This window comes from Streptomyces sp. HUAS ZL42, from assembly GCF_040782645.1.
Classification (GTDB): Bacteria; Actinomycetota; Actinomycetes; order Streptomycetales; family Streptomycetaceae; genus Streptomyces.
Map to the genome: position 1 here is coordinate 571,576 of NZ_CP160403.1, position 21,730 is coordinate 593,305.

The 21,730-nt window shown below is 69.8% G+C and carries 16 protein-coding genes; 5 read left to right on the plus strand and 11 right to left on the minus strand.

What is annotated here, in order from left to right; genetic code table 11:
* Positions 1 to 246 precede the first annotated feature (246 nt).
* From ABZO29_RS02765 to ABZO29_RS02805, 9 genes are all read right to left on the minus strand, one after another.
* Positions 247 to 1,620: a cytochrome P450 gene (locus ABZO29_RS02765; protein WP_367318506.1), complete on the minus strand. Its 1,374-nt coding sequence runs from the start codon at positions 1,618 to 1,620 to the stop codon at positions 247 to 249.
* Between the two features lie 3 nt (positions 1,621 to 1,623).
* The gene (locus ABZO29_RS02770) at positions 1,624 to 2,598 is read right to left on the minus strand and encodes a DUF1702 family protein (RefSeq protein ID WP_367318507.1); all 975 of its coding nucleotides are present in this window, start codon (positions 2,596 to 2,598) and stop codon (positions 1,624 to 1,626) included.
* Between the two features lie 2 nt (positions 2,599 to 2,600).
* Positions 2,601 to 3,599 (minus strand): DUF1702 family protein, encoded by a 999-nt coding sequence (locus ABZO29_RS02775; protein WP_367318508.1) that lies wholly within the window; start codon positions 3,597 to 3,599, stop codon positions 2,601 to 2,603.
* 494 nt (positions 3,600 to 4,093) lie between these two features.
* Entirely contained in the window at positions 4,094 to 4,645 is a 552-nt protein-coding gene (locus tag ABZO29_RS02780) for a flavin reductase family protein (protein WP_367318509.1), read from the minus strand.
* A complete protein-coding gene (locus tag ABZO29_RS02785; RefSeq protein ID WP_367318510.1) occupies positions 4,642 to 5,115 on the minus strand; it encodes an acyl-CoA thioesterase in 474 nt (157 codons plus the stop codon). Before ABZO29_RS02785 ends, ABZO29_RS02780 begins: the two co-directional genes overlap by 4 nt.
* A gap of 2 nt (positions 5,116 to 5,117) precedes the next feature.
* Positions 5,118 to 11,009, minus strand: coding sequence for an SDR family NAD(P)-dependent oxidoreductase (locus ABZO29_RS02790; RefSeq protein ID WP_367318511.1), 5,892 nt, complete (start codon positions 11,007 to 11,009; stop codon positions 5,118 to 5,120).
* Complete coding sequence (locus ABZO29_RS02795) at positions 11,006 to 12,001, minus strand: enediyne biosynthesis protein (RefSeq protein WP_367318512.1); 996 nt, start codon at positions 11,999 to 12,001, stop codon at positions 11,006 to 11,008. Before ABZO29_RS02795 ends, ABZO29_RS02790 begins: the two co-directional genes overlap by 4 nt.
* A complete protein-coding gene (locus ABZO29_RS02800) occupies positions 11,998 to 13,956 on the minus strand; it encodes a CRTAC1 family protein (protein ID WP_367318513.1) in 1,959 nt (652 codons plus the stop codon). Before ABZO29_RS02800 ends, ABZO29_RS02795 begins: the two co-directional genes overlap by 4 nt.
* A 515-nt stretch (positions 13,957 to 14,471) precedes the next feature.
* Positions 14,472 to 15,116 carry a TetR/AcrR family transcriptional regulator gene (locus ABZO29_RS02805; protein ID WP_367318514.1) on the minus strand — a complete coding sequence of 215 codons (645 nt, stop codon included), beginning with the start codon at positions 15,114 to 15,116 and terminating at the stop codon, positions 14,472 to 14,474.
* Between the two features lie 77 nt (positions 15,117 to 15,193).
* On the opposite strand from ABZO29_RS02805, the gene ABZO29_RS02810 reads away from it, so the two are divergent.
* Together ABZO29_RS02810 and ABZO29_RS02815 are read left to right on the plus strand one after the other, a co-directional pair.
* Positions 15,194 to 16,552 (plus strand): carotenoid oxygenase family protein, encoded by a 1,359-nt coding sequence (locus ABZO29_RS02810; RefSeq protein WP_367318515.1) that lies wholly within the window; start codon positions 15,194 to 15,196, stop codon positions 16,550 to 16,552.
* A gap of 463 nt (positions 16,553 to 17,015) precedes the next feature.
* On the plus strand, positions 17,016 to 17,297 hold the full coding sequence (locus tag ABZO29_RS02815) for a hypothetical protein (RefSeq protein ID WP_367318516.1): 282 nt from the start codon (positions 17,016 to 17,018) through the stop codon (positions 17,295 to 17,297).
* Positions 17,298 to 17,311: 14 nt separating this feature from the next.
* Here the strand turns inward: ABZO29_RS02815 and ABZO29_RS02820 are convergent, their stop codons facing one another.
* The gene (locus ABZO29_RS02820) at positions 17,312 to 17,653 is read right to left on the minus strand and encodes a hypothetical protein (protein WP_367318517.1); all 342 of its coding nucleotides are present in this window, start codon (positions 17,651 to 17,653) and stop codon (positions 17,312 to 17,314) included.
* Positions 17,654 to 18,083: 430 nt separating this feature from the next.
* Between ABZO29_RS02820 and ABZO29_RS02825 the strand changes: the two genes are divergently transcribed.
* Positions 18,084 to 18,251 (plus strand): hypothetical protein, encoded by a 168-nt coding sequence (locus ABZO29_RS02825; protein WP_367318518.1) that lies wholly within the window; start codon positions 18,084 to 18,086, stop codon positions 18,249 to 18,251.
* Between the two features lie 216 nt (positions 18,252 to 18,467).
* On the opposite strand, the gene ABZO29_RS02830 is transcribed toward ABZO29_RS02825, so the two are convergent.
* Positions 18,468 to 19,265: a TIGR03084 family metal-binding protein gene (locus ABZO29_RS02830; protein ID WP_367318519.1), complete on the minus strand. Its 798-nt coding sequence runs from the start codon at positions 19,263 to 19,265 to the stop codon at positions 18,468 to 18,470.
* A 251-nt stretch (positions 19,266 to 19,516) separates the two neighbouring features.
* Between ABZO29_RS02830 and ABZO29_RS02835 the strand changes: the two genes are divergently transcribed.
* Positions 19,517 to 20,077 carry a DUF5987 family protein gene (locus ABZO29_RS02835; protein ID WP_367318520.1) on the plus strand — a complete coding sequence of 187 codons (561 nt, stop codon included), beginning with the start codon at positions 19,517 to 19,519 and terminating at the stop codon, positions 20,075 to 20,077.
* Entirely contained in the window at positions 20,074 to 21,726 is a 1,653-nt protein-coding gene (locus ABZO29_RS02840; protein ID WP_367318521.1) for an FAD-dependent oxidoreductase, read from the plus strand. Before ABZO29_RS02835 ends, ABZO29_RS02840 begins: the two co-directional genes overlap by 4 nt.
* The last annotated feature ends 4 nt before the right edge of the window (positions 21,727 to 21,730 follow it).

A 21,730-nucleotide genomic window follows, 5' to 3' on the forward strand; every position in this document is an offset into this window, starting at 1 on the left:
CAACCTCGCCGGTGCGTTCGGCACGGCTGCGGTCGGACGGCTGCCAGCGCCCATCCGGTTCGGGGACACGGCCCTTGGACGGGCTGGCCCGGCCATCGCCCCGGCCGGGCTGATCTTCCTGGCCGGGGCGGCGGCGTACTCCGCGGTACCGAGCCGCCGAAGCCCCGTCCAGTAAGACCTCTGCGACGCGGCGTACTCCATCCGCGACCACCGTGCCGCAGCGGGCAGGCATGGCCTGCTGAGGCATCAGCCGCGCTGCACGGACATCCGCAGGCCGCCGCGCACCCGGAGCGAGAGCATCGGCTCGGGCACCACGGACGCGCCCTTCGGCAGCACCAGACGCAGTTCGCGCATGACCATCGCGATCACGAAGACCGCCTCCATCATTCCGAGGTGGTTTCCCACGCAGAAGCGCGGTCCGGCCCCGAAAGGAATGTATGCGTAGCGGGGACGCTGCGCGCGCCGCTGCCGGTCGAAGCGGTCCGGCTCAAAGCGGTCGGGCTGCTCCCAGAACGCGGGATGACGGTGCAACGTGTAGGGACACACCACCACGTCGGCTCCGGCCGGGATGTCGTATCCAGCGATGACATCAGGACCCTGAGCGATTCGGGAGAGCATCCAAACCGGCGGGTAGAGCCGCATGGTCTCCTCGACCACCATCGTCGTGTACGTCAGCCGTTGCAGGTCTCCGAACTCCGGCAGCCGGTCGCCGAGCACGCTCCGGGCCTCATCGCGCAGCCGCTCGACCACCTCGGGATTCTGATCTATGAGATGGAAGGCCCAGCTGAGGGTGCTGGCCGTAGTCTCGTGTCCGGCCAGCAGCAATGTGACCAGCTCGTCGCGCAATCTGCGCCGCGCCACCCGCGGGTCCCGTTCGGCGTGCACGGATTCGAGCAGCCGGGAGAGCACGTCGTCCGTGTCTCCGCCGGAGCGCAACGCGCGGTGCGCCGCCAGCTGTTCGGTCACCTTCTGCAGCCGAGCTCGGGCGGCGCGGAAACGGAGCTGCTGGGGCAGCGGCAGGAACTGCGGGACCGCCCCGAGGGTGACGACCTCGAACATCGCCTGGTCCTGAACGGCCTCGAAGTCGTGGCCGATCGAGGTGTGACCGCTGAGGTCCTCGTCGAGCAGGGTGCGCCCGAGCACTCCCAGGGTCAGCTCGGTCATCTCCGCGGTGATGTCCACCGGCCCGGCCCCGGTTCTGGAGCGAAGTCGGCCGACCATCCGCGCCGCCTCCTCGGCCACGACCGAGGCCTGCGCCGCGATCCGCTTGGCCTGAAAGGCGGGCTGGATCACCCTGCGCTGTTCCCGCCAGAGCTCGCCCTCGCTGGTCAGCAGTCCGTCGCCGAGCGCCCGGCGGGCCTGGTGCAGGCCGATGCCCTTGTGGTAGTTCCCCGGGTTGTCGGTGAGCACGTACTTGGCGTAGTCGGGATGGTTGAAGAAGTAGAGCGTCTTGGGGCCGATCGCGACCCGCACGGCATCGCCGTAGCCGTCCGCGGCCGTGCGCATCAGTGCGAGCCGGTCGCGCAGCAGCATGTTGAGCAGCTTGAAGGTGGCGAATCGGGAGGGTCCGGGCGGGACCCGCCGCCGTGTCCCGGTCGCTCGGGCCTGGGTGACGGTCACTGCTCAGTCCTCCGCACCGGGGGCTAGCCGCTCGGCGATCCGGCAGCGCCAGACCTCGTAGGCCGGCGTGCCGTCGTCCACGCAGGGATCGGGCAGCGACTCCTGGCAGACGAGCATGGCCTGCTCGGGAGTGGTGCCGCACAGCACGTCGGTGGCCAGCACGGTGTGCTCGTTGCCCAGCCCCGCCTCGAGGCGCGCGGTGGCGGCGAACGCAGAACCCTGGGCGACCCATTGCCGGTGCTTCCCGGCCCGCTCCTGGAGGAGCTGCAGTTCTGCCTTGCCGGCGCCCCCGGCGTACGTGGCGGCCAGTCCGGCCCCCGCGTACAGGTCCGCGTGCCGTTCCTCGGAGAACGAATCGATCATTGAAGTGATCCGCTCGACGTCCGTCCCGCCGACGAACCACATGGCACGGCCGATCCCCTGGTCGATGACCCGGTCGGCGTACCAGGACCACTGGACGCCGGGCCAGGGGAAGTGGGGCTCCTGATACTGTCCGCGCACGTACTTGTCGGTGCGAAAGTACGCCTGGTGGAAGCCGTAGCCATCGAGCACGAGCCAGCGCAGCAACGGGTCGGCGGTGTACATCCGGGACCAGCGGAACCGCGGTATCCTGGCCATGGCCCAGCCCACTCCCACATAGACCATGTACGCGTGTTTCGCGGCCTCGCCACGCAAGAAGTGCTCCACGTGCCGGTTGCCGCCGATCGGCAGCCCGTCGCGCACCGCCATCCCCATGGCGGCACCCTCGTACGCGAACCCCCGGAACTGTGGCGGCACGGTCTCGAGTTGGACCTCGGCATCCGCGGTCGAGGAGGCCGCGGCAGCGTAGGCGTAGCCGGTCAGGAAGGACGCACCGACCGTTTCGAGCCGTTCTCGTGCCTCGGGACTCTTCTCGTGGAAGCCGCGGGTGGACAGCTTCGTCTCGTTCATGCTCGGGGTCAGCAGGCGGCTGCGGAGCCGGCCGAACTGATTCGCCATCTCTACTCCTCGTGGGAAGGGGCGACGACCGCGCTCATGAAGTGCGCGCGGATGTTCCGGCGCCACAGCTCGTACTGCGGCACGGGGCCGGTGCCGGTGTGCTCGACCTCGGTGCGGTCGGCCAGATCCACGGCCTCGTCGATGACCAGTCCGGTCAGCTCGAACGCGGCCGTGACCGTGTGCTCGGGCACCAACTCCGCGTAGTGCCTGGCCTTGATCGCGAATACCGCGCCGATCGCGAGGTCTGCGGCGTAGCCGGCCCGGGCGGCCGTGTCCCGCAGCCCGGCGAGCTCCGTGGCCGTCGCGCCGCCCGCGAACGTCGCAGCGAGACCGACGCCGCTCCAAAGGTCGGCCCGCCGGTCCTCGGTGAAGCGCCCCACGGCCGCGGCCACCGCGGGGGCGCGGCCGCCGTGGATGAACCACAGCGCGCGTCCGATCCCCTGGTCCACGGCCCGCAGGAAGTACCCGGGATGCCCGTCCCACGGGTACGGGGCGGGCCGGTGCTGCCCGTCGACCCACCGTGCCGTGTCGAAGTACGCGCGGTCGAAGCCGTACCCGTCGACGGCCAGCCAGCTCATCGTGGGGTGGAAAGGGATTTCGCCGAGATCGGGCAATACCTTGCGCCACAGCGGACGAGGCAACCGTGCCATGGCGAAGCCGATGCCGATGTAGGCCAGGAAGAAGTGCGGGCGGCCGGATCCGAGAATCAGCTCCCTGGTCCGATGCCCGCGCACCGCGTCGCGCACGGTGAACGCCATGACGGCCCCCTCGTACGCGAACCCTCGCAACTCAGGTTCGACCATCGCCAGCCGCCGTTCGACCTCCGCAGTCCCGCGGGTCTCGATGCCCCATTCGAAGCCGACGGCCACCGACTGGGGAATCGCCTCAAGCCGCGCCGTGGCCGGCGTCGGTGTGACCGGAAATTCCCGGCCGGCGAAGCTGACCGAGTGCAGCGAAGGGGCGAGCAGAAGCCTGCGCAACGAACCGAGCGGGGTGGCCATCTGGCAACTCTCCCTTGGCTGTCGGTCTCGACGGTCCGGTCCGGGCCGATTTCGCCTCGAACACCTCTGTCAGGCATCATCGCAACCGTCCGGGCGGGCCAGCCACTTCCGGAGTGCGCCGTCGCCACCGGCCCGGAAGACCCGCAACGGCTGTGGGCGCTGTCGGCATCCTGGCCCCGGCCGTAGGCGGATACGACGTCGCTGCCCTGCAGCGGCAGGCGGCGGGTCGATTCCCGTTACCCGACGGTGCCCGGCGATCTGGCGGACCCTGCCTGGTGACCTGAGACAGAAGGTCGTCGTTGGATCTGCTCGGCGGTCCACTCCGAAACCCGACGTACAGCGCCGCAGTCGCCGGAGCGCTCGCTGACCATCAGGCCGCTCGAACGCAACACCGGCCTTCACCGCCCCGAACCGGGCGGTGAAGGCCGGCGCCACACTCGGCAGCCTCTCCCGACCGTGTCCCCGCCGGCAGGAAACAGTCCCTGCCATGAGCGTCAGACGGAGAGCCGGTGGAAGCCGCCGCCGAAGTACAACAGCGGGTCGTCGGTCTCCTTGCGCCCGATGTCGAGCACCGAGCCCAGGAAGATCGAGTGGTCGCCGCCGTCGTAGACCGCCGCAAGACTGCATTCCAGCCATGCCTGCGCGTCGGCCAGGACGGGAGTTCCGGTGTGCTGTCCGGGCGTGGTGTCGACCGTCTCGAACTCACGTGGACCTCGTGGCCTGCTGCGGTCCGCGAAGTACTTGGCCACGTCCTGCTGATGGCCTGAGAGGACCGAGACCGCGAAGGCCTCCTCCGTCAGGATCACGTCGTGGACCGCTGCCGTGCGCCCCACGCACACCAGGATCAGCGGTGGTTCGAGCGAGACGGAGGTGAAGGAGTTCGCGGTCATGCCTCGGGGGGTGTCCCGGCCCGCGGTGAGGACGGTGACCCCAGTGGCGAAGCGTCCCAGCACGCCGCGCAGTTCGCTGAGGACGTGATCCGGCCGCGGCAGGTCGGCCACACACAGGGGGCGATGACGTGGCTTCAGCCGGTCTGCGGTGGTCATGTCCTGGCCCCGCTCGTCGTGTCGACGAGTTGTACACCTTGCCGCGCCGAGTAGGGCGCCAGCGCAGTGCGTAGCGCCTCCGGCACCCGGGCCGGACGGGTGTCGTTGTTCGGGCCGCGCATGCACGCGATCCGTTGCTGTCCCCGAGCCACAAGGTCCTCGGTTCCGTCCTGCCGCACGCGGACGTAGTCGAAACTGAAGGCCACCTGGGTCTGAGTCAGGTCGTCGAGGCGCATGCGGATCGACAGCTCGTCGAACGCCGTGATCTCCGCAAAGAACTCGCAGTCGACCTTGAGGGTGAAGAGTTTCAGGTCGTCCTGGATGTCCGCGAGCACGTCGGGCGCGTGGTCCCGCAGGAACATCTCACGGCACCGCCCCTGCCAACGAAGGTAGTTGACGTAGTAGACGTTGCCGACCAGGTTGGTGTCCTCGAAACCGACCAGGTGGCGGTACTCGTAGTACGGCTGCATCGTCAGTCGTTCCTCTCCATGGTCTGCGCCATGAGCGCGAAGACAACGGGATCGCCGGCCCCTTCCAGGACGGTTGGGAAGGTCGCGATCCGGGCCGCGCCCGAGCGCAGCACCACCCAGTGCTTCTCCGCCCCGGGCGTGCTGTCGACCGTGAGTGCCGTGAGTGCGCGGCCGTTCTTGCGCAGACACTCGATCGCGCTCCACACCCTGGTGGCCGCGACGGACAACTCTTCGTCGTGCTCGGTCGCGATCAGCCGGGCGAGGGCGGTTCCCTCCGGCCCCAGCAGCCCCTCCCATTCCTCGAGGGAGCGGGGCTCGGCCGGCTGTACGTCGCAGGCCACCGGTGTCTCGCCGGCCACCACGAAGGTCACCCCTGCGCCGTGCGAGGCGGAGACCTGCGGCCCGCCCGCGACCTCGGGCCTGCCGTCCGGACGGTAGGCCACCACCGTCTGACGGCCCAGGGCCCAACTGGCTGCCTGTGCCGTGGACTTACGGCGTGCAGCCAATCCTTCCGCGGGTGCCTCGTCGTCGGGCCGCACGACGCAGCGTACGGCCTCGGGCAGAAGCCGCTCGGCGCGACGCTCCAGGTAAGGGCCGAGCAGAGCGGGCTGCCAGGGCCCGGTTCCGTCCTGCTTGCGTACCGCCTGCAGAACCAGCCCCTCCCAGCGTTCGACCAGCATGCCCGACTGGTCGCGGACGTCGAGGTTGTAGACGTAGGTGTCGCCGGTGCGGGAGCGCTCTCGCGCGTGCAGCGTCACCTGCTTCTCGTCGCGCGCGGCGGTGGGGTCGGTCAGGTGGAGGCGCTCGATGCTCACCGGGAGCAGCGTGGCGTCCGGCACGCAGCACTGGATCGAGTGCATCAGAGCGTCCCGGGTTCCCGGGTCGGCCAGTACGAGTTCGGCAGGCAAATGCCGCGCGAACCAGGGGAGCGTGGCCGCGTCGGAGATCTCCGCGACACACTCCCTGGCGGCCAGTTCCCGGTAGCCGACGAGGCGTTGGAAGCGCAGCCCTTGGAAGAGGACCGGTCCGTAGAGGTCGCGTGCGGGATCCAGCGGGATCCGCGGTGCGTCGTCGGGGACGGGTGCGGGCCCGGTGTCCTCCGGCTCCGGGCAGTCGTAGCGGAGCGTGGCGCGGAAGTGGTCGGCCTGGAAGCCGGTCTCGCTGCTGCGGATGACGGCCCGTACTGCACCGACATTCTCGGCCAGCACCGCGACCCTGATGGTGGTCTGCCCGTCCGGAGGTATGACGATCGGGCGCAGGAACTCCACGTCCACCAGCGTTGGTGTGCCCTCGAACCCCGTGAGCGCCGTAGCCGCCTGGGCCATGGCCTCCATGCCGAGGACCGCCGGGAACAACAGGTCGCCGTCGAGCTCATGGTCGGCCAGGTAGGGGTCACCCGAGGCGCTCAGGTCGGAGTCGACGACCAGTTCGATGCCCGGATAGTGGGCTTGCGGGCGGTCGACGAAGCGCAGCAGCGGGAGGTCGGCTGTCTCGAGTGTCAGCGTCGGCAGGCCGCCGGCACGTCCCATCACGACCAGGGCGGACGGCGTCTGCGGCTCGGCGAGCAACTGCTTGAGCAGGGCCACGCCCTCCTCGGTGGGGATCGGCTCGATCCCCTCCCGGACCAGCGACTCCAGCACGCCGAGCCGCTCGCCCATCCCGGACCCGGACCACACGGACCACTCCAGAGCGATGCACCGGCAGTTGGGGTGGTCGTTCTGAACCTGCTGGGTCAGGTCGGTGAGCCAGTCGTTGGCGGTGGCGTAGTCCCCCTCGCCGCGCAGGCCGGCCCGGCCGATGATGCTGCCGAAGGTGACGAGGAGCCGCAGGGCCGCCGGATCAACCGCGGTGAGCACGTTCTCCAGGCCGGTGATCTTCGTGGCGAGGGTGCGGCGGAACGACGCCTCGTCCAGGTTGGCGAGTGCGTGCGGTTCGTTGCGCCCCGCGCCGTGAAGCACGGCGGTGACCGGCCCGAGCGCATCGCGGATCTCGTCGACCGCCGCCTTGACCTCGTCGGCGGACGTGACATCGGCGCTCACGTAGCGGAAGTTGACACCCGCCGCGGTCATCCGGCGGAGGTTGGCCCGCAGTTCGGGATCGGTGGCCGGGTCCGATCGGCCGAGCAGACCGACACCGGCTCCGGTACCCGCGGCGAGGGCGAGGGCACATTCGGCGGTGATGCCCTTGCCGCCGCCGGTCACCAGCAGGACGTCCTCGGTGTCGAGCGCGTGCTCCGCCCCGGAGGTCGCGCCACTCACACCGGCCGGGGAAGCGAGCGGCAGCGCACGCAGCACGGGCACGGTGCGGCGGTCGTCCGCCCCGTAGTGGACCTCGCTGAACCCACTGGTCGCCGAGACGTCGGTGACGATGCGGGCGCTCAGTTCCCGTGCGCGTTCCGCCGGCATCCGGTCCGGCAGTGGCAAGGTGACCACCGTGGTCGCGATACGCGGTGCCTCCAGGTGCAGAGTCTTTGCCAGGCCCGCCGCACCCCGCCGGTCACCGACCGCGACGAACCGGGAGGCGCCGGTGCGGGACAGCGCGGCACGGGCAGCGGCGATCATGAGCGCCGTGTGGTTCTCGTCGCAGTCCCTGGGCAGGCACAGCAGCACGCCGTCGCCGAGCCCCCCGATGCGCAGTGCCTCGTGGAGCGCGGGCGCGAGCGGGTGCCGTTCGGGTGCGAACAGCTCCCAGTCCCCGTCGCCGGCGGACTCGGGTACGGTCGCGGGGCCCGGCTCCGCCGGCACCAGATCGACGGCGAAGGCCCGTACCCACGGGGCCACGCCCAGGGGCACCTGGGGCTGTGCCGCATCGCCATTGGCCGTCTCGTCCAACCCGTCCAGCAGTTCCGCGAGCTCGGCCAGCGTGGAGGTGGCGAACGCCGTGGTCACCATCGGTGCGGTGATGCCGAGTTCCTGGGCGGCGCGGTTCATGATCTGAGCCACGGTGATGGAGCTCAGATGCAGCTCATCGAGTGGGTTGCTGTGCGGGTCGACTGCCTCCAGGGGCAGTTCGGCACGCTCCGCGGCCAAGCGCAGGACCACCGAGAGGCTGTCGCGGTCCCCGGCCACTGCGGCGGCCGGCAGCTCGTCTGCCGGAACGGAGACAGGCGGTGCGTCCAAGCGCACGTCGGCGAAGGACAGATCGACTTCGGGAGTCGACTCACACGGGCTGGCGAAGAAGCGGAACTCCTTGTCCAGGGGCAACGGCCGGGTGAAGCGGTCCTGGAACAGCGCGGCGTGCCGCAGGCGCGCGCCGAGGGTGTACGCGGCCGCGGTCGCGGTCAGCAGTCCGGACAGAGAAGTGCTGTCCGCGTCGAGCGAGACGACGGGCACGCCGGGGGCGATGTCCGCGACCAGGCCCTGCAGGATTTTCCCCGGGCCGACCTCAAGCAGCAGGTCCACCTCCGTGGACAGGGTCTGGACCGCCTCGGCGAAACGCACCGGCTCCAGCACCTGTCGGGTCAGCAGCTCCGGCACATCGGTGTCGGCCGTGACCTCGCCCGCCGTCACCGTGGAGATCATGCGACGGGCCAGCGGGGCGAACTCCTGTGTCCGCAGGTAGGCCCCGAAGCCTTCGGCCGCGGGGGCGACGGCCTCGGAGTGGAACGCGTGCGAGACATTGATCGCCGCCGTGCCCAGGCCCTGGGCGGAGGCGGCGGCGCAGACTCGCTGGACGGCGTCCGCCGGTCCGGAGATCACGGTCTGCCGGGGACCGTTGTAGCCGGCGACCACGACCGGTTCCCCGGCCAGCAGCGGTTCGACGTCGGCGGGAGGAGCCGCGATGCCCGCCATGCCTCCACCGCCCTCGCTCGCCTCCGCCATGAGCCGGCCGCGCTCCGCGGCGATCCGCAGCACCGAGGCTTCGTCCATCGCTCCGGCCCAGTGCAGGGCGGTGACTTCACCGAGGCTGTGTCCGGCCGCAACCACCGCCTCGATACCCAGAGTGGAAAGCACCCGCAGGGCGGCGAGGGAGGAGGTGACGATGCGCGGCTGCGCCACTGCGGTGTCGACCTGGTCGCCGTCGGTGGGCAGCGGGTGCGCGCGGTACAGCTCGTCTACCGAGGTGAAGCGTCGGCGTATCGCACCGCCGTCGCCCCGTCGGCCGGCGCCCTGGCCGGGGAAGAGGAACCCGATGCGGGCATGTGGCGTCGCGCTGCCCAGGAACACCCCTCCCGCGATGTCGAGCGCCGACCGTGCCCCGCCGTCCAGCAGCGTGAGCAGCTTGGTGAAGCGCTGCTCCGCCTGTTCCGGGGTGGCCGCGACGACGGCGGCCCGGATCGGCCGGCCGTCGAGGTCGCTTTGCAGCGTGGCGGCAAGGTCGCCGAGTTCCGCGAAGGACAGTCTCGGGACGAAAGCGGCCAGGCGGGTGGCCTTGCCGCGCAGCTCGGCCATCGTCTCGGCGTCGAGCAGCAGCAGCTCCACGTCCTGCCGGGACCGAACAAGCTGTCGGGTGACCCGGCCGACGGCCTCCTTGCGCACTCCGTCGGCGTGTTCGACCACGATGTGCGCATTGATACCGCCGAACCCCATGGAGGAGACACCCGCGCGGATGGGGGCATCCTTGGGCCACAGCTCCGCCTCGCTGGGGACTCGCAGGGCCGGCCGGTCGCCGGTGAGTTCGGGATGCGGGTCCACATGACTGGTCGCGGGCGGAATGACCTGGTGGCGTACGGCGAGGACGGCCTTGATGAGCCCGGCGACCCCTGCCGCCGCCTTGGTGTGCCCGAAGTTGCCCTTCACCGTGCTGATGGCGGCGGGCGCCGCGTCCGGGTCGGCGGCCCGGCGCGATTCCGAGAAGGCGCGCAGCTCGGTGGCATCGCCCACGGCGGTACCAGTGCCGTGACCTTCGAAGTAGCCCACCGTTTCGATGCCGAACCCGGCGGCGGCATAGGCGCGCTGCAGGGCGAGGCGGTGTCCGCCGGCCTCGGGCCGGGTGATCCCGCCGCGGCCGTCGGAGGAGTAACCCCAGCCGGCGACGCTCGCATACCGGAACCTGCCCTGCGCGACAGCGTCCTGGTCGCGCATGAGCACGAGCATGCCGCAGCCCTCGCCGGGCCAGAAACCGTTGGAACCACGGTCGTAGACGCGCATCTCACCGGTGGCGAGAGCACCCGTCTTGGCGAACCCAATCACTTCGAAGGGGTCGATGCTGAGGTCCACACCGCCGACGACGGCGACGTCGAGCCGTCCGTCGGCCAGGGCGTCGCATGCGGTGGCGACGGAGAGCAGCGACGAGGAGCAGGCCCCGTCGACGGTGAACCCACCGCCCTTGAGGTCGAAGTGGTTGCAGATCCGTCCGGCGATGGTGTTGGCGAGACCGCCGGCCAGGGTGTCCTCGCCAATCGGAGGGAAGGGACTCTTGTAGCGCTCCTCGAGTTTTTCCAGGAACACGGCCAGGGTGGCGTCGTCCCAGCCCTGCTCGCGCAGCGCCGCTGCGACGGTGCGGCGCACATAGGGCCAGCGCAGCCGCATCAGGTTGGCCCGGCTGAACTCGCCGGTGAGGGTGTTGCCGATGATGACCCCGGTGTTGAGGTCGCCGAGGCCCTCCCCGAAGGGGAAGCCGGCGTCCTCGAGGGCCTGTGCGGCGGTGTCGAGCGCGAGCCAGTGCGTCATGTCGGTGGCGCGGAAGGTACTGCCCGCGACCCGGTACTTGACCCGGTCGAACTCGAAGCCGTCCAGGACGGCGGCCTTGCTGGAGTAGAAGCGGTCCGGAGCCGCGGAGTCGGGCGAGTAGTAGTCCTCGGCGCGCATCCGCTCGTCCGGCAGCCGGCGGAAGGCCCGTCGGCCGGCCAGGACGTTCTGCCACAGCTGCTCATGGGTGTCCGCGTCGGGGTAACGGCAGGCGATGCCGACGACGGCGATCCCGGCGGGGTGGGTACGGGAGGAGGACGTCATGCGGCCACCGCCTCGCTCGTGGTCTTGTCGCCGAGCGCCGTGCTCGGACCCCCGGCATGGTCGCTCCCGGAGGTCCCCGAGGCGTTCCGGCGCTGGACGAGGTGGGCGACCCACCAGCCGATGCCGCGCAGTGCGCAGACCGCGGTGGTGGCGAAGAAGAGGGTGTAGACGACGTTGAAGAGCATCATGATGCCGTAGACGGTGGCGACGGACGCCCCGAAGACGAACTGGTTGCGCCCCTTGGTGGGGGTGGTGCCCGGGTCAGTGATCATGTAGTTGGTGAACAGGACGAAGGCCACACCGCTCATCGGTCCGAGCGCGGAGGCCAGGGCCACGTCCCAGAACCAGTGCCGGATCAGGGCCTGGATCACGAAGCCGCCGAGCCAGCCGACGATCAGTGCGGTCCGCTTCGTGAGCGCCGTGTTGATGATCGTTCCGGCGGTGGCGATGATCAGCGGGATCGCCACCCGGAAGAACGTGTTGGCGTTCTCGGTGAACTCGTAGGGCGGCGCGATGCTCACCCATGATCCGAAGCAGACCAGCGAGAGGGTGATCCCGAAGTTGGACGGGTTCATGTAGTGCCGCATACGGCCCGCGATGGGGGCCTGCAGCGCGTGCTTGCCCGCGACACCCACGAACACCCCGAAGAGCACCGGCAGGATCTGGTTGTTCGCGTACAGCAGCATGTTCACGGCCAGTGCCGTGATGTGGGATGGCAGGAGGAACTCGTAGACGCCGCGGAATCCGCTGCCCAGGAAGCGCGGCGAGCGGCGCTGGGCCCAGGCGCTCAGCAGCTCGAGGAGGATCTCGGTCGTGTAGCCGGTGACGGCCGCGATGATGGGCCACAGCCATGGCTGCTCGAAGCCGAGCACGCTGTACCCGATAATGTTGAACACGCTCATCGAGATGGCGAAGTTGCGCAGCGCGAGGTAGCGCGGGTCGCGCTTGGCCGCCGGCGGGGCACCGGCTGGTGAAGAGGCAACGGCGGTCATCGGTTGGCAACCTCCTGCGCGGTGTCGGTCAGCATGAACGTGTGAGTGCCGGGGGTGAGCTTCTGGGTCGTGCGGTGCCTTCCGCCGTCCGCGTCCCGCCACGACAGTTCCACGGTTGCCGGCCCGTGGTACGAGCCGAGTCCGAAGTGCACGTCGAAGCTGCGGAAACCGCTGTGACCGCCGCCGCCGTCGAGCTGGGAGACCTGGGTGCCGGCGGGCGTCGTGACCTTGACGGTGGCGCCGTAGGCGGGCGCGCCGGTGTTCGCGATGCCCTTGCCCGCGTCCTGGCCGGAGCCGGCAGCGGGCCGGTACAGGCGCAGGCCGAGGTACTGGCCCTTGTCGGCGGCCTGGTTGGCGTAGAAGGCCGGCGGGCCCCACTGTCGCGCGACGGCGAAGTCGAGAGTGCCGGTCCCGGTGGTGTCCCCGGTGGCGAGCGCCCGGCTGGGGATTTTCACGTCCAGCCCCAGCTGCTTGGACACGTTGGCGTACTTTCCGCTCTCGGTCCGCGCGTAGAAGCCGAGTATGTCGTCGCCGGCGATGTCGTCACCGGGCTGGACGTTGGGCCACATGGCCGGGTTGGACAACAGGTCGTCGTTGGTCATGGCCATCTCCTGCAGCCAGGGCCAGCGGTCGATCTCGCCCTTCACGAAACCGGTGGCCTGCAGGATCGACAGCTCGCCGTTGTTGAGGAAGTCGGCCATCTTGGTGTCCCAGCCCCAGCCGGTCCAGGCGACACCGTGCTGCTGTGCCTCCTGTGTGAACGGCGCCTCGCCGGCGGCCAGCTTGCGGGCCATGTCGGCCTCGTTCCTGGCTTTGTTCATCCAGAGGAAGTTGCTCTCCTCCAGGCCCCAGTCGACGGTGATGTTGCTGACCATCATGTCGAAGCGGCCGTTGTGGTCGACGTCGGCGAAGTCGATTCCCATGCCCTTGAAAGAGCCCTTGCCGAGCACGAAGGACTTGGGCGTGGTCGGCGTGCGCTTCCCGGTGGCCTCGGTGTACTTGATGTGCCCGGGGGTCGACCGGTTGTAGAGCAGGTGGTCGTGGCCGAAGTCGTTGGCGACGTACATCTCGGGCAGGTCGTCGCCGGTGAGGTCGGCCCCGGAGATCGCGAGCGTCCAGCCGATGGACGCATCGTAGGGGATGGCTTCCTTCTCCTCCACGAAGGAGACGGTGGGTTCGTCGCCGGTGCTCGCGCCCGTCCAGCGCAGGACGTGGTCGCCGCCGGCGTTCTTCGAGTTGGACAGCGAGTCGTTCATTCCCACGTTGTCGAGACCCCGCGGGTCGAGCACGTCCGAGTCCCGGAAGTAGTTCCCCACCACGATCGACGGGTGTCCGCTACCGTCCAGGTCGCCGACGTAGAGCGCGTCGGTGTTCCAGCGGGGGCCGTGGTACGCGCCGTCGGAGCTCTGCGTCGCCACCACCTCGCGTGGCACGTACGCGTCCGGCGACAGGGTGGTCGCACTCTCCTTGGCCATGAAGGCGATGGGGGTACGGCCCCAGTACGAGACCAACAGGTCCATCCTGCCGTCACCGTTGAAGTCGCCCGGGGCACAGCCGGTGGGTGCCATGGCGTCGTCCATCGGGAGCGGGGCCGCGTCGAGGACGAACGGAGTGAACCGGTCCTCCTTCACGGCGGTCGGCGTGTACGTCACGACGACCTGGTCGGTACGGGTGTCGACGATGCACATCCCGTCGGCCTTCCCATGGCCGATCAGGTCGTTGACGGCTATCCCGGCGCCGACCGACGAGATCCAGGACCGTATCTTCTGATAGGCCGGATTTACCTTGCGAACCGAGTTCATATGTTGCGAGTTGTAGCCGGGCGGCAGCGCGATGGGCATTTCCTCGAACTTGTACCTGGTGGCTGCCTGGTCACCCCCGGCCACGGCGACGGAAGTCCGGACCGCAGAGAACAGGGACGCGGCCACCAGCAGTGTCACCACACCTGGCGTCATTCTGCGAAATCGCTCGCGTAGATTCATCGCACTCCCCCTCACTTACCACAAAGAGCTGGACGGCTGTTCGGCGTGGGTTCGCGTTCCGAGAATGAGCGACAGCAGCTCGCACTGCCTCTCCGACATTGCCTGAAACGGGCGACAGCTCAGCGGACTGCTCAGTTTCGGCGGAAAACAGCACTCTCGAAGGAGGCTCACCGCCGGGAAGCCGTGACGCCGGGTCACACGACCGACGCGGTCCCGCTGCTTCAGAATCGACGGCGCGCGGCACACTCCACGGCCCAGGTGCATGTCCCCGGCCGGCCCGGCTCGGTCGGACAACAGTAGCCTGATGCGGCACCAGAAACGGCCCGTCATCCCTGACGGATCAGCACGGGTGCGGTTCACCGGACAGGTGTCCGCTCCCCGTCGGTGCCGAGTGTCTTCCGCCCATGGCGGCGCGGCCGCCCTCATTCCCCCTCGGAATGGGCGCCGACGGCTTCACGTCGAATGTCGGGGCGGCCGCGGCGGGCCGCTCAACGGTCGGTACCGCCGCGGCGCCCCCTCAGCGCGGCGATCACCGCGTCCCGGTCCGCGCCGACGCTCACGAGAAGACCGGTCACCTGGGCTTCAAAACAGACATCCGCGTCGTAGGGCGCGACCAGGTAGCCCCCGAGTTCGAGGGTGACGAGACCGTGCAGCGCGACCCACATCTGATGGGCCACGAGGTACTCGTCACCGGTGTCCAACCTGCGCATCTCCATGCCGCGTTCCACCGCCCGCACCAGGACGTTCAGTGTGTAGCGGCCATGCTGACGGTCCTCCTCGGTCAGCGAGAAGCCACCCAGGCTCGCACCGCCGAACATCACACCGTAGAGGTGGCGGTGCTCCAGCGCGTTGCGCCGGTATGCCGCCCCGAGGGCGCAGATGTCCGCGACCGGGTCCGACGACTCCCCCACGTCCCTCAGGCGTCGGTCAAGCAGTCGGAAGCCCTCCTGCACCATGGCTCTGACCAGGTCGTTCTTCCCCCCGAAGTGCGTGTACACCGCCGTCGTGGAGGTACCCACCGCCGCGGCCAGGCGACGTGTCGACAGTGCGGCGGGGCCTTCTTCGGCAAGCAACTGTGCCGCAGCCTCGAGGAGTTGTACGCCAAGGGCTGGATTCGTCGTCCGTGGGCTCACCGTTGACACCCTCTCATGCCGGTGCGATTCTGGCGTAACGATGTTACATAACAGTGATTTCGTGAGGATGGACAGCGATGCCCGCTCATCACCGGAACAGCACGTCACATCTGCTGAGCAGCGGTTACCGGCCGGTCACCGAGGAGGTAACGCTCCCCTTCCCGACGGTGCGCGGAGAACTGCCCACCGAGCTCGACGGCACCTTCCTGCGGATCGGCCCCAACGCGCTGGGCGGCCACGACCCGGCCCACGACCACTCCTTCGCCGGTGACCCGATGGTGCACGGCCTGCGGCTGCGCGACGGCCGGGCCGAGTGGTACCGCAACCGCTGGGTGCGCACGGACCGGGTGGCACGTGCACTCGGTGAGCTCCCCACGCCCGGACCGCGCCACGGCCTGTCGGACAACACCAACTGCGCCATCGTCCGGCACGCCGGGCACACGTTCGCGCTCGGTGACGGCGGAGCACTGCCGACACGGCTCGGTGACCGGCTCGAGACGCTCGACCGGGTCGACTTCGACGGCACCCTGCCCGGCGGCTTCAGCGCCCACCCCGTCCTGGATCCGCTCACCCAGGAGATGCACGCGGTGGCGTACGAGCCGGGCCGCCCCGGCGTCGACCACCTGACGCTGGACGCGTCCGGCCGGGTACGACGATGCGAGAACATCACGGTGAAGGACACCCCGATGATGCACGCCTTCTCGCTGACGGACCGTGACGCGATCATCTACGACCTGCCGGTCACCTACAGCGCCCGCGCCGCGGCCGCAGGCTCACGCGTCCCCTACACGTGGAACGACAGCCACGGCGCCCGCCTCGGCGTGCTGCCCCGGGAGGGCGGGGACGCCGACGTGCGGTGGATGGACATCGCACCCTGCTTCGTCTTCCATCCCGTCAACGCGTACGGACAGGGCCGCCACATCATCGTCGACGTCATTCGCCACGAGCGCGCCTTCGATCGCGACCCCCTGCATCCCAGCGAGTCCTCGCCCACCCTGTGGCGCTGGACCGTGGACCGGACCAGCGGCACCGTGACCGAAGCCCAACTGTCCAACCAGGTCGAGGAGTTCCCTCGTATCGACGACCGGTACACGGGCTCCCCGTACCGCTATGCCTTCACGGTGGGTCTGCGCCCCGGTCAGGGCGCCGCACTCGCCGGACCCGCACTGCTGCGCCATGACCTCTTGACCGGCCGTGTCGACAGGCACGACTTCGGCGCTGGACGTGAAGGCGGCGAAGCGGTCTTCGTGCCGCGCGGCGCCGACGCCCCCGAGGCGGACGGCTGGCTGCTCGGTGTCGTCCACGACACCGCCACCAACCGCAGCGAACTCGTCGTCATCGACACCGCGGACTTCACCGGGCCGCCGGTCGCGGCAGTCCGCCTGCCGGTGCGCATTCCGCACGGCCTCCACGCACAGTGGACGGCTGGCGACTGACGGTGCATCACACCGGCGCCGCCCTCGATCATCGAGGAACGACAGACCGGTACGCACGGACATGCCTGGACAGATCAGGCAGCGGGCATCGGAAGGAATTGCACGCGGCAATCCACCGGTGGTTTGTTGACGGCGGGTTCGTGCGGGAGTAGGCCGTGAGGTGAAGGCGTCAACTACGGCCTGGGGCGCCCGAGATGACGAAGCGGCTGCCGTGTCCGCCCGCGCCCGGTCCGCTGGAAGGGTACGCCGCCGGGATCGATGATCTCTTCGGGACGCTGGCCCAGCGGCGTGGGTTTCGCGAGTACCTGGCCGGGCTGCTGCTGCCCCGTGATCGCAACAAGACGCTGACCTGCCTGGCCGGTACGGAACCGGTGGCCGGTGCCCAGCACGCGGCGGTGCAGCGGCTGCCGTTTCCGCCGAAATCGAGGACCTGCTCTCCGCCCCCGTCGCCCGCCTGGAGGAGTTGGACGGGCACCCGTGGGCGTTTCGCGCCCAACTCGCCGATGGCCGCACCCGCATCGTCAAACGCCTCCGCCCCGGGGGCTACGGGCTGCGCTCCGCCGCACAACTGATGCCTTCCGAGCGGGCCGCGCTGGAGCTGCTCCACGAGGACTTGGGCCTCGCCGATTCGGGCCCGCGGCTGCTGGCCGCAGCGCCCGACACTCGGATGCTGGTGATCGAGGACCTCGCTCCACGCGTCGAGCTCGCCAAACTTCAGGCCGACGCGGCAGCCACCACCGGCTGAAGCGGTCGTTCTCACTACGAGGGCTTTCCGGCCAGCCGGCCGCCGTCATCACCATCGGGGGCCGACGGCCCACCGGGCTCTCCGTCGAGCACCTCGTCGAACCCGGTGAGTGCCAGCAGCAGCCGCAGCCGTGTCCCCACGCCCTGGAGAACGAAATCCCGGCCGGCGCGCCGGGTGGTCAACCTTAACCGGGCAAGGTGGTCAAGATCGGCCGCGCGCGGCTGGTCAACGGCGGACACGTCACAGACGACGACCGCGGCGTCCGGCCGGGCGGTCAGCAACGCGGCCAGTTGGCCGGCAAGGTATGCCCCCGAGCCAGACGGGAGTGAACTGAGGGAGAACGTGACGGCTTCCATACCGCGTCAGACCTCCGAGCGGGCCGGAACTCATCGGCACAGCATGACCAACCTTGCGGATGCACCCATCCGCTCCCGCACGGAATTCCGATGTCCCACGGAAAAACACGGTGGCACCGCCAGCGCGCGAACACGCGGCGGTACGGCCGAGCGATCTCCTGCACCTTCGCGAGGGCCGTCCGCTTCGCCGCGAGCGCGCGAGCCAGGCATCGGCATCACCCCGTTCAGTGGTGGTTCTCGTAACCGTTCGTCGATCCAGGACGAACGACCCCGCCGCCCCCGGCCACCGGTGGCCGGGGGCGGCGGACTTCTCCCCGCATTTCATCGGTCGCCATGTCGATTCCGGCCGCGGCCCCTTCGTCGTAGGGATGACATGCCGGAGCCGCCGCGGGACAGGCGGCCCCACCCCACCTCAGACGAGGACCCGACAATGTCGCGCAACGCCGCCCGTCAGGCCTCCGCCCCGCTGCTGCTGGTGATCGACGCGAGTGCCGATCCGATCCCCGGCCTGGCCGTGGCGCTCGCCGAGCTCCCGCCGGAGCAGGTGGTGATTACCCGTCCTTCCCTCCTGAGCACGATCAGCAGGCGCCGGCCATGAGGGCCTGGTGGCGGTGGCTGAACTCCGGCCATGCGAAGAGCACCGGCAGGTCGAAGACACTGCTGTGACGCAGGGTGATGTCGAGTACGAGGACCTTCCCGAACTAGACGGTGATCGCAGGGCAGTTCCCATGAGCATGCGACGCTGCCCGCCGGGCGAGTATCCACGACTTCCGGGACATCACCGACGCCCTGGACGAGGACAGCCGACTGCTGGCTACGGCGCAAACTGACCCGGCGTCCGCCCGGCTCCGCTCGGTCCCCGGTAGGCCTGGGCGATGCTCAGCCACTGCTCGGCCCTGGCTCCCTCGGCCCGCACCGCGAGGTCAGCGTGGTGGCGGCGACGGGAAACCAGCAGCGCGAAGTCGGCGGCCGGCCCTGTGACCCGGTCGACGGCTTCCTCCGGCCCGAAGGTCCAGGTGGTCGCGCCGGAGGGGGCGGTCAACTCGAAGCGGAACTCCTCGCTCGGCGGGACCAGTCCATGCGCCTGGTAGCCGAAGTCCCGGGTGTGCACGCCGAACCAGGCCAGGTGTCCGACCCGGTCGGTGTACTCCCGGCGTACGCCGAGCGCATCCGCGATGTCCTGACCGTGTGCGAAGACCTCCATCATGCCGGCCGCGGCCAGCACCGACGGTGGCAGGGGGTTGACCAGCCAAGGCACCGTGCCCTTCTGGTCGGCCGCCGCGAGCCCGGCCACGGCGGCGGCCAGCTCCTCACGCCAGCGTGCCCTCGCCGCCTTGGGACCCTCGGCGAGGAACTGGGCGAGCGCCGCGTCCACCGCCGCCTGGAAGCCGTTCCTGGCCTGCGCCGCGTACTCCGCGAAGCGCTGCGGGTCGCGCGCGGAAGTGGCGGCGAGATGGCAGACGAAAGCGAGATGAGCGACCTGGTGCGCCACCGTCCAACCCGGGGCGGGCGTGGGCAACTGCCACTGCTGTTCGTCCAGGCTGTCGAGCAGCGCGTCGATCTCCTCGCCCTCAGCTACCAGATCCGAATATACGTCAAGGGATTTCGTCATGGGCGGTCCTTCCCGGGACACGGGGTTCCTGCGCACGCCGATCAAAGCGGCGAATCGAGTCTGTTGCCGGACCCGGCATCTGTCTTCTTGTCCGTTGCCCGGTGCGGATCCCGACGTCGGTGCGGAACTCGACAGGCAGTCACGAAGATGCGCGGACCACCGCACCCACCCAAAATCGTCCACGTCACACGTACCCAAGCGCACTGACACAGACCGCCAGACGGCTTTCGCCGCGTCCGAGGGAGTCCGCCATGCCAGATCCGGAAGACCCGGAGTCGAGAAACGCAGTCCTCGAAGCTTTCGCCGACACGATTATCCCCGGTGAGAAGCGCCATCCGGACGACCGTACGGTGGCCGGCGTGAGCGCGGGCGGGGGCGCGGTGGCGTCAGGCGTGATCGCCGTGCTCGAAACGCCCGAGGGCGGGATGGCCCCGGCACTCGACGACCTGGCCCGAACGCTCGACGAACACGCCGTCCGGTTCCGCACCGAACACGGATTGCCCCCCGACGAGCGTGAGCCTTTCGTCGGACTCCGCTACGACGAAAGGCTGGCGCTGGTCGGTGAGTTGCTCGCGCCCGAACACCCGGAGCGCGCGATGTGGGCCGGCCTGGCGATGTTCAGCTTCATGGCCTTCGACACGGGTGCGCACATGCACACCGCGGACGCCATCGCCGCCGGCCACCCGGGCCTGGCAACCCTCGGTTTCGCCCCGCCCGGCGAGGACGGGCTGTGGCGCTTCCCGGCCTATTCCTACGGTCGGCAACTGGCCGACATACACCCCGATACCGACCCCACCGGGAGCCCCGTGTGAACGCCACCGAAAGCACGGATGTCCTGATCGTCGGCAGCGGCTTCGGCGGCGCGATCACCGCCTACCATCTCGCCGCGGGCGGGGCGCGGGTGACGGTACTGGAGCGCGGGCCCTGGTTGCGCGCCGAGGACTTCGACCACGATTTCAAGTTCGGCTCCTCGGCCACCCGTGTGTTCGACTTCGTGGTCGGTGACGGGATGAGCGTGCTCGGCGGCAACTGCGTGGGCGGCGGCAGCGTCGTCTACTTCGCCACCATGCCGCGCGCCCCGCGTTTCGTCTTCGAGCGGCACGGCTCCATCGGCCGGCGGATGTGGCCGGCCGTGATCGACCGCGACGCCCTCGAACCCTGGTACGACCGGGTGGCCGAGGCCCTGCCGGTCACCCCCACCTCGTGGAACGAGGTGCCGTACATCGGCGGGGTCTTCGCCGCGGCGTGCAAGGCCGCCGGGCACACCACGAACCCCTCGCCGTCCGCCGTGGACACCAGTCTGTGCACCAACTGCAACTGGATGATGTCCGGCTGCCGGTTCGACGCCAAGCGGTCCCTGCTGCTCAACTACCTGCCCGCTGCCCTTTCGCACAATGCCGAGATCAGGCCTCTGCACGAGGTGCAGAAGATCACTGGGCTGGACACCGGCGGCTACCGGGTGCACTACAACACGATCCACGAGGTCGACTACCGGCAGCAGACCGGCTCCGGCGCCATCGACGCGAAGGTCGTGATCCTCGCGGCCGGCACCGCGGCCACCCCTGTCATCCTGCAGCGCTCCGAGGCCGAGCTCGGCCCGATGCCGCACGCGGTCGGCCGCTACTTCTCCGGCAACGGCGAACGGCTGAACACCGCAGTGCTCGAGGAGGACAAGGTCAGGGAGCTGCTCGGGCTCTCCCGCGACGAAGAGAACGCGTACGGCGCCTATCAGATCGGCCGCGGACCGGTCGTCGCGTCCTGGGACCGCCTCGACGCGGAGCTACCCGAGTACGAGCGATTCTCCCTGGAGCAGCTGTACTTCCCGCCCGGCTTCGGCACCATACTGGCGCAGGTCCCGGACGCGACGGGCCCGACCTGGTACGGGCCGGAGAAGAAGGAGATGCTGCGCAAGTGGCGCTCCTGGCTGACGGTCTTCACCATGTCGGAGGACGACAACGAGGGGGTGTTCGGTCCGCCGCCGCCGACCGGTAACTCGGAGCGGCTTTCGCAGCAGTTGCTGGGCTTCGGCCGCCTGCGCTACCGGCCCACCGCGAACACGCTGCGGGGCTGGGAGGTTTCGGACGCGGCGGTCCGGCAGATCCTCGAGCACAACGGACTGTCCCGGGTGATGCCATGGACCAACGACGTGATCGGCGCGTACACCGTGCACCCGCTCTCGTCGTGCCGGATCGGCGACGACCCGGCGACCTCGGCGCTCGACGACCGCCACGAGCTGCGCGGGCACCCGGGCATCTTCGTCACCGACGGCTCGGCCGTACCCGGGGCCCTGACGGTGAACCCGGCCTTCACCATCGCGGCACTCGCCGAACGGGCGGTGCCCGGGATCGTGCACGCGCTGCGGGAACGCGGGGTCGAGGTCCGCTACGGTGCGCCCGCGCCGGACGGCGGGGGCGCGGCCCGGCGCGGCACGGCGGCGGCCGCCCGCGCGGTCCTGGGGTGACCGG

Coding starts and splice junctions, on each gene's coding strand:
- ABZO29_RS02775 (WP_367318508.1), bottom strand. CDS start 3,599: ATGGCCACCCCGCTCGGTTCGTTGCGCAGGCTTCTGCTCGCCCCTTCG.
- ABZO29_RS02770 (WP_367318507.1), bottom strand. CDS start 2,598: ATGGCGAATCAGTTCGGCCGGCTCCGCAGCCGCCTGCTGACCCCGAGC.
- ABZO29_RS02830 (WP_367318519.1), bottom strand. CDS start 19,265: ATGACGAAATCCCTTGACGTATATTCGGATCTGGTAGCTGAGGGCGAG.
- ABZO29_RS02810 (WP_367318515.1), top strand. CDS start 15,194: ATGCCCGCTCATCACCGGAACAGCACGTCACATCTGCTGAGCAGCGGT.
- ABZO29_RS02780 (WP_367318509.1), bottom strand. CDS start 4,645: ATGACCACCGCAGACCGGCTGAAGCCACGTCATCGCCCCCTGTGTGTG.
- ABZO29_RS02825 (WP_367318518.1), top strand. CDS start 18,084: ATGTCGCGCAACGCCGCCCGTCAGGCCTCCGCCCCGCTGCTGCTGGTG.
- ABZO29_RS02800 (WP_367318513.1), bottom strand. CDS start 13,956: ATGACGCCAGGTGTGGTGACACTGCTGGTGGCCGCGTCCCTGTTCTCT.
- ABZO29_RS02790 (WP_367318511.1), bottom strand. CDS start 11,009: ATGACGTCCTCCTCCCGTACCCACCCCGCCGGGATCGCCGTCGTCGGC.
- ABZO29_RS02820 (WP_367318517.1), bottom strand. CDS start 17,653: ATGGAAGCCGTCACGTTCTCCCTCAGTTCACTCCCGTCTGGCTCGGGG.
- ABZO29_RS02795 (WP_367318512.1), bottom strand. CDS start 12,001: ATGACCGCCGTTGCCTCTTCACCAGCCGGTGCCCCGCCGGCGGCCAAG.
- ABZO29_RS02835 (WP_367318520.1), top strand. CDS start 19,517: ATGCCAGATCCGGAAGACCCGGAGTCGAGAAACGCAGTCCTCGAAGCT.
- ABZO29_RS02785 (WP_367318510.1), bottom strand. CDS start 5,115: ATGCAGCCGTACTACGAGTACCGCCACCTGGTCGGTTTCGAGGACACC.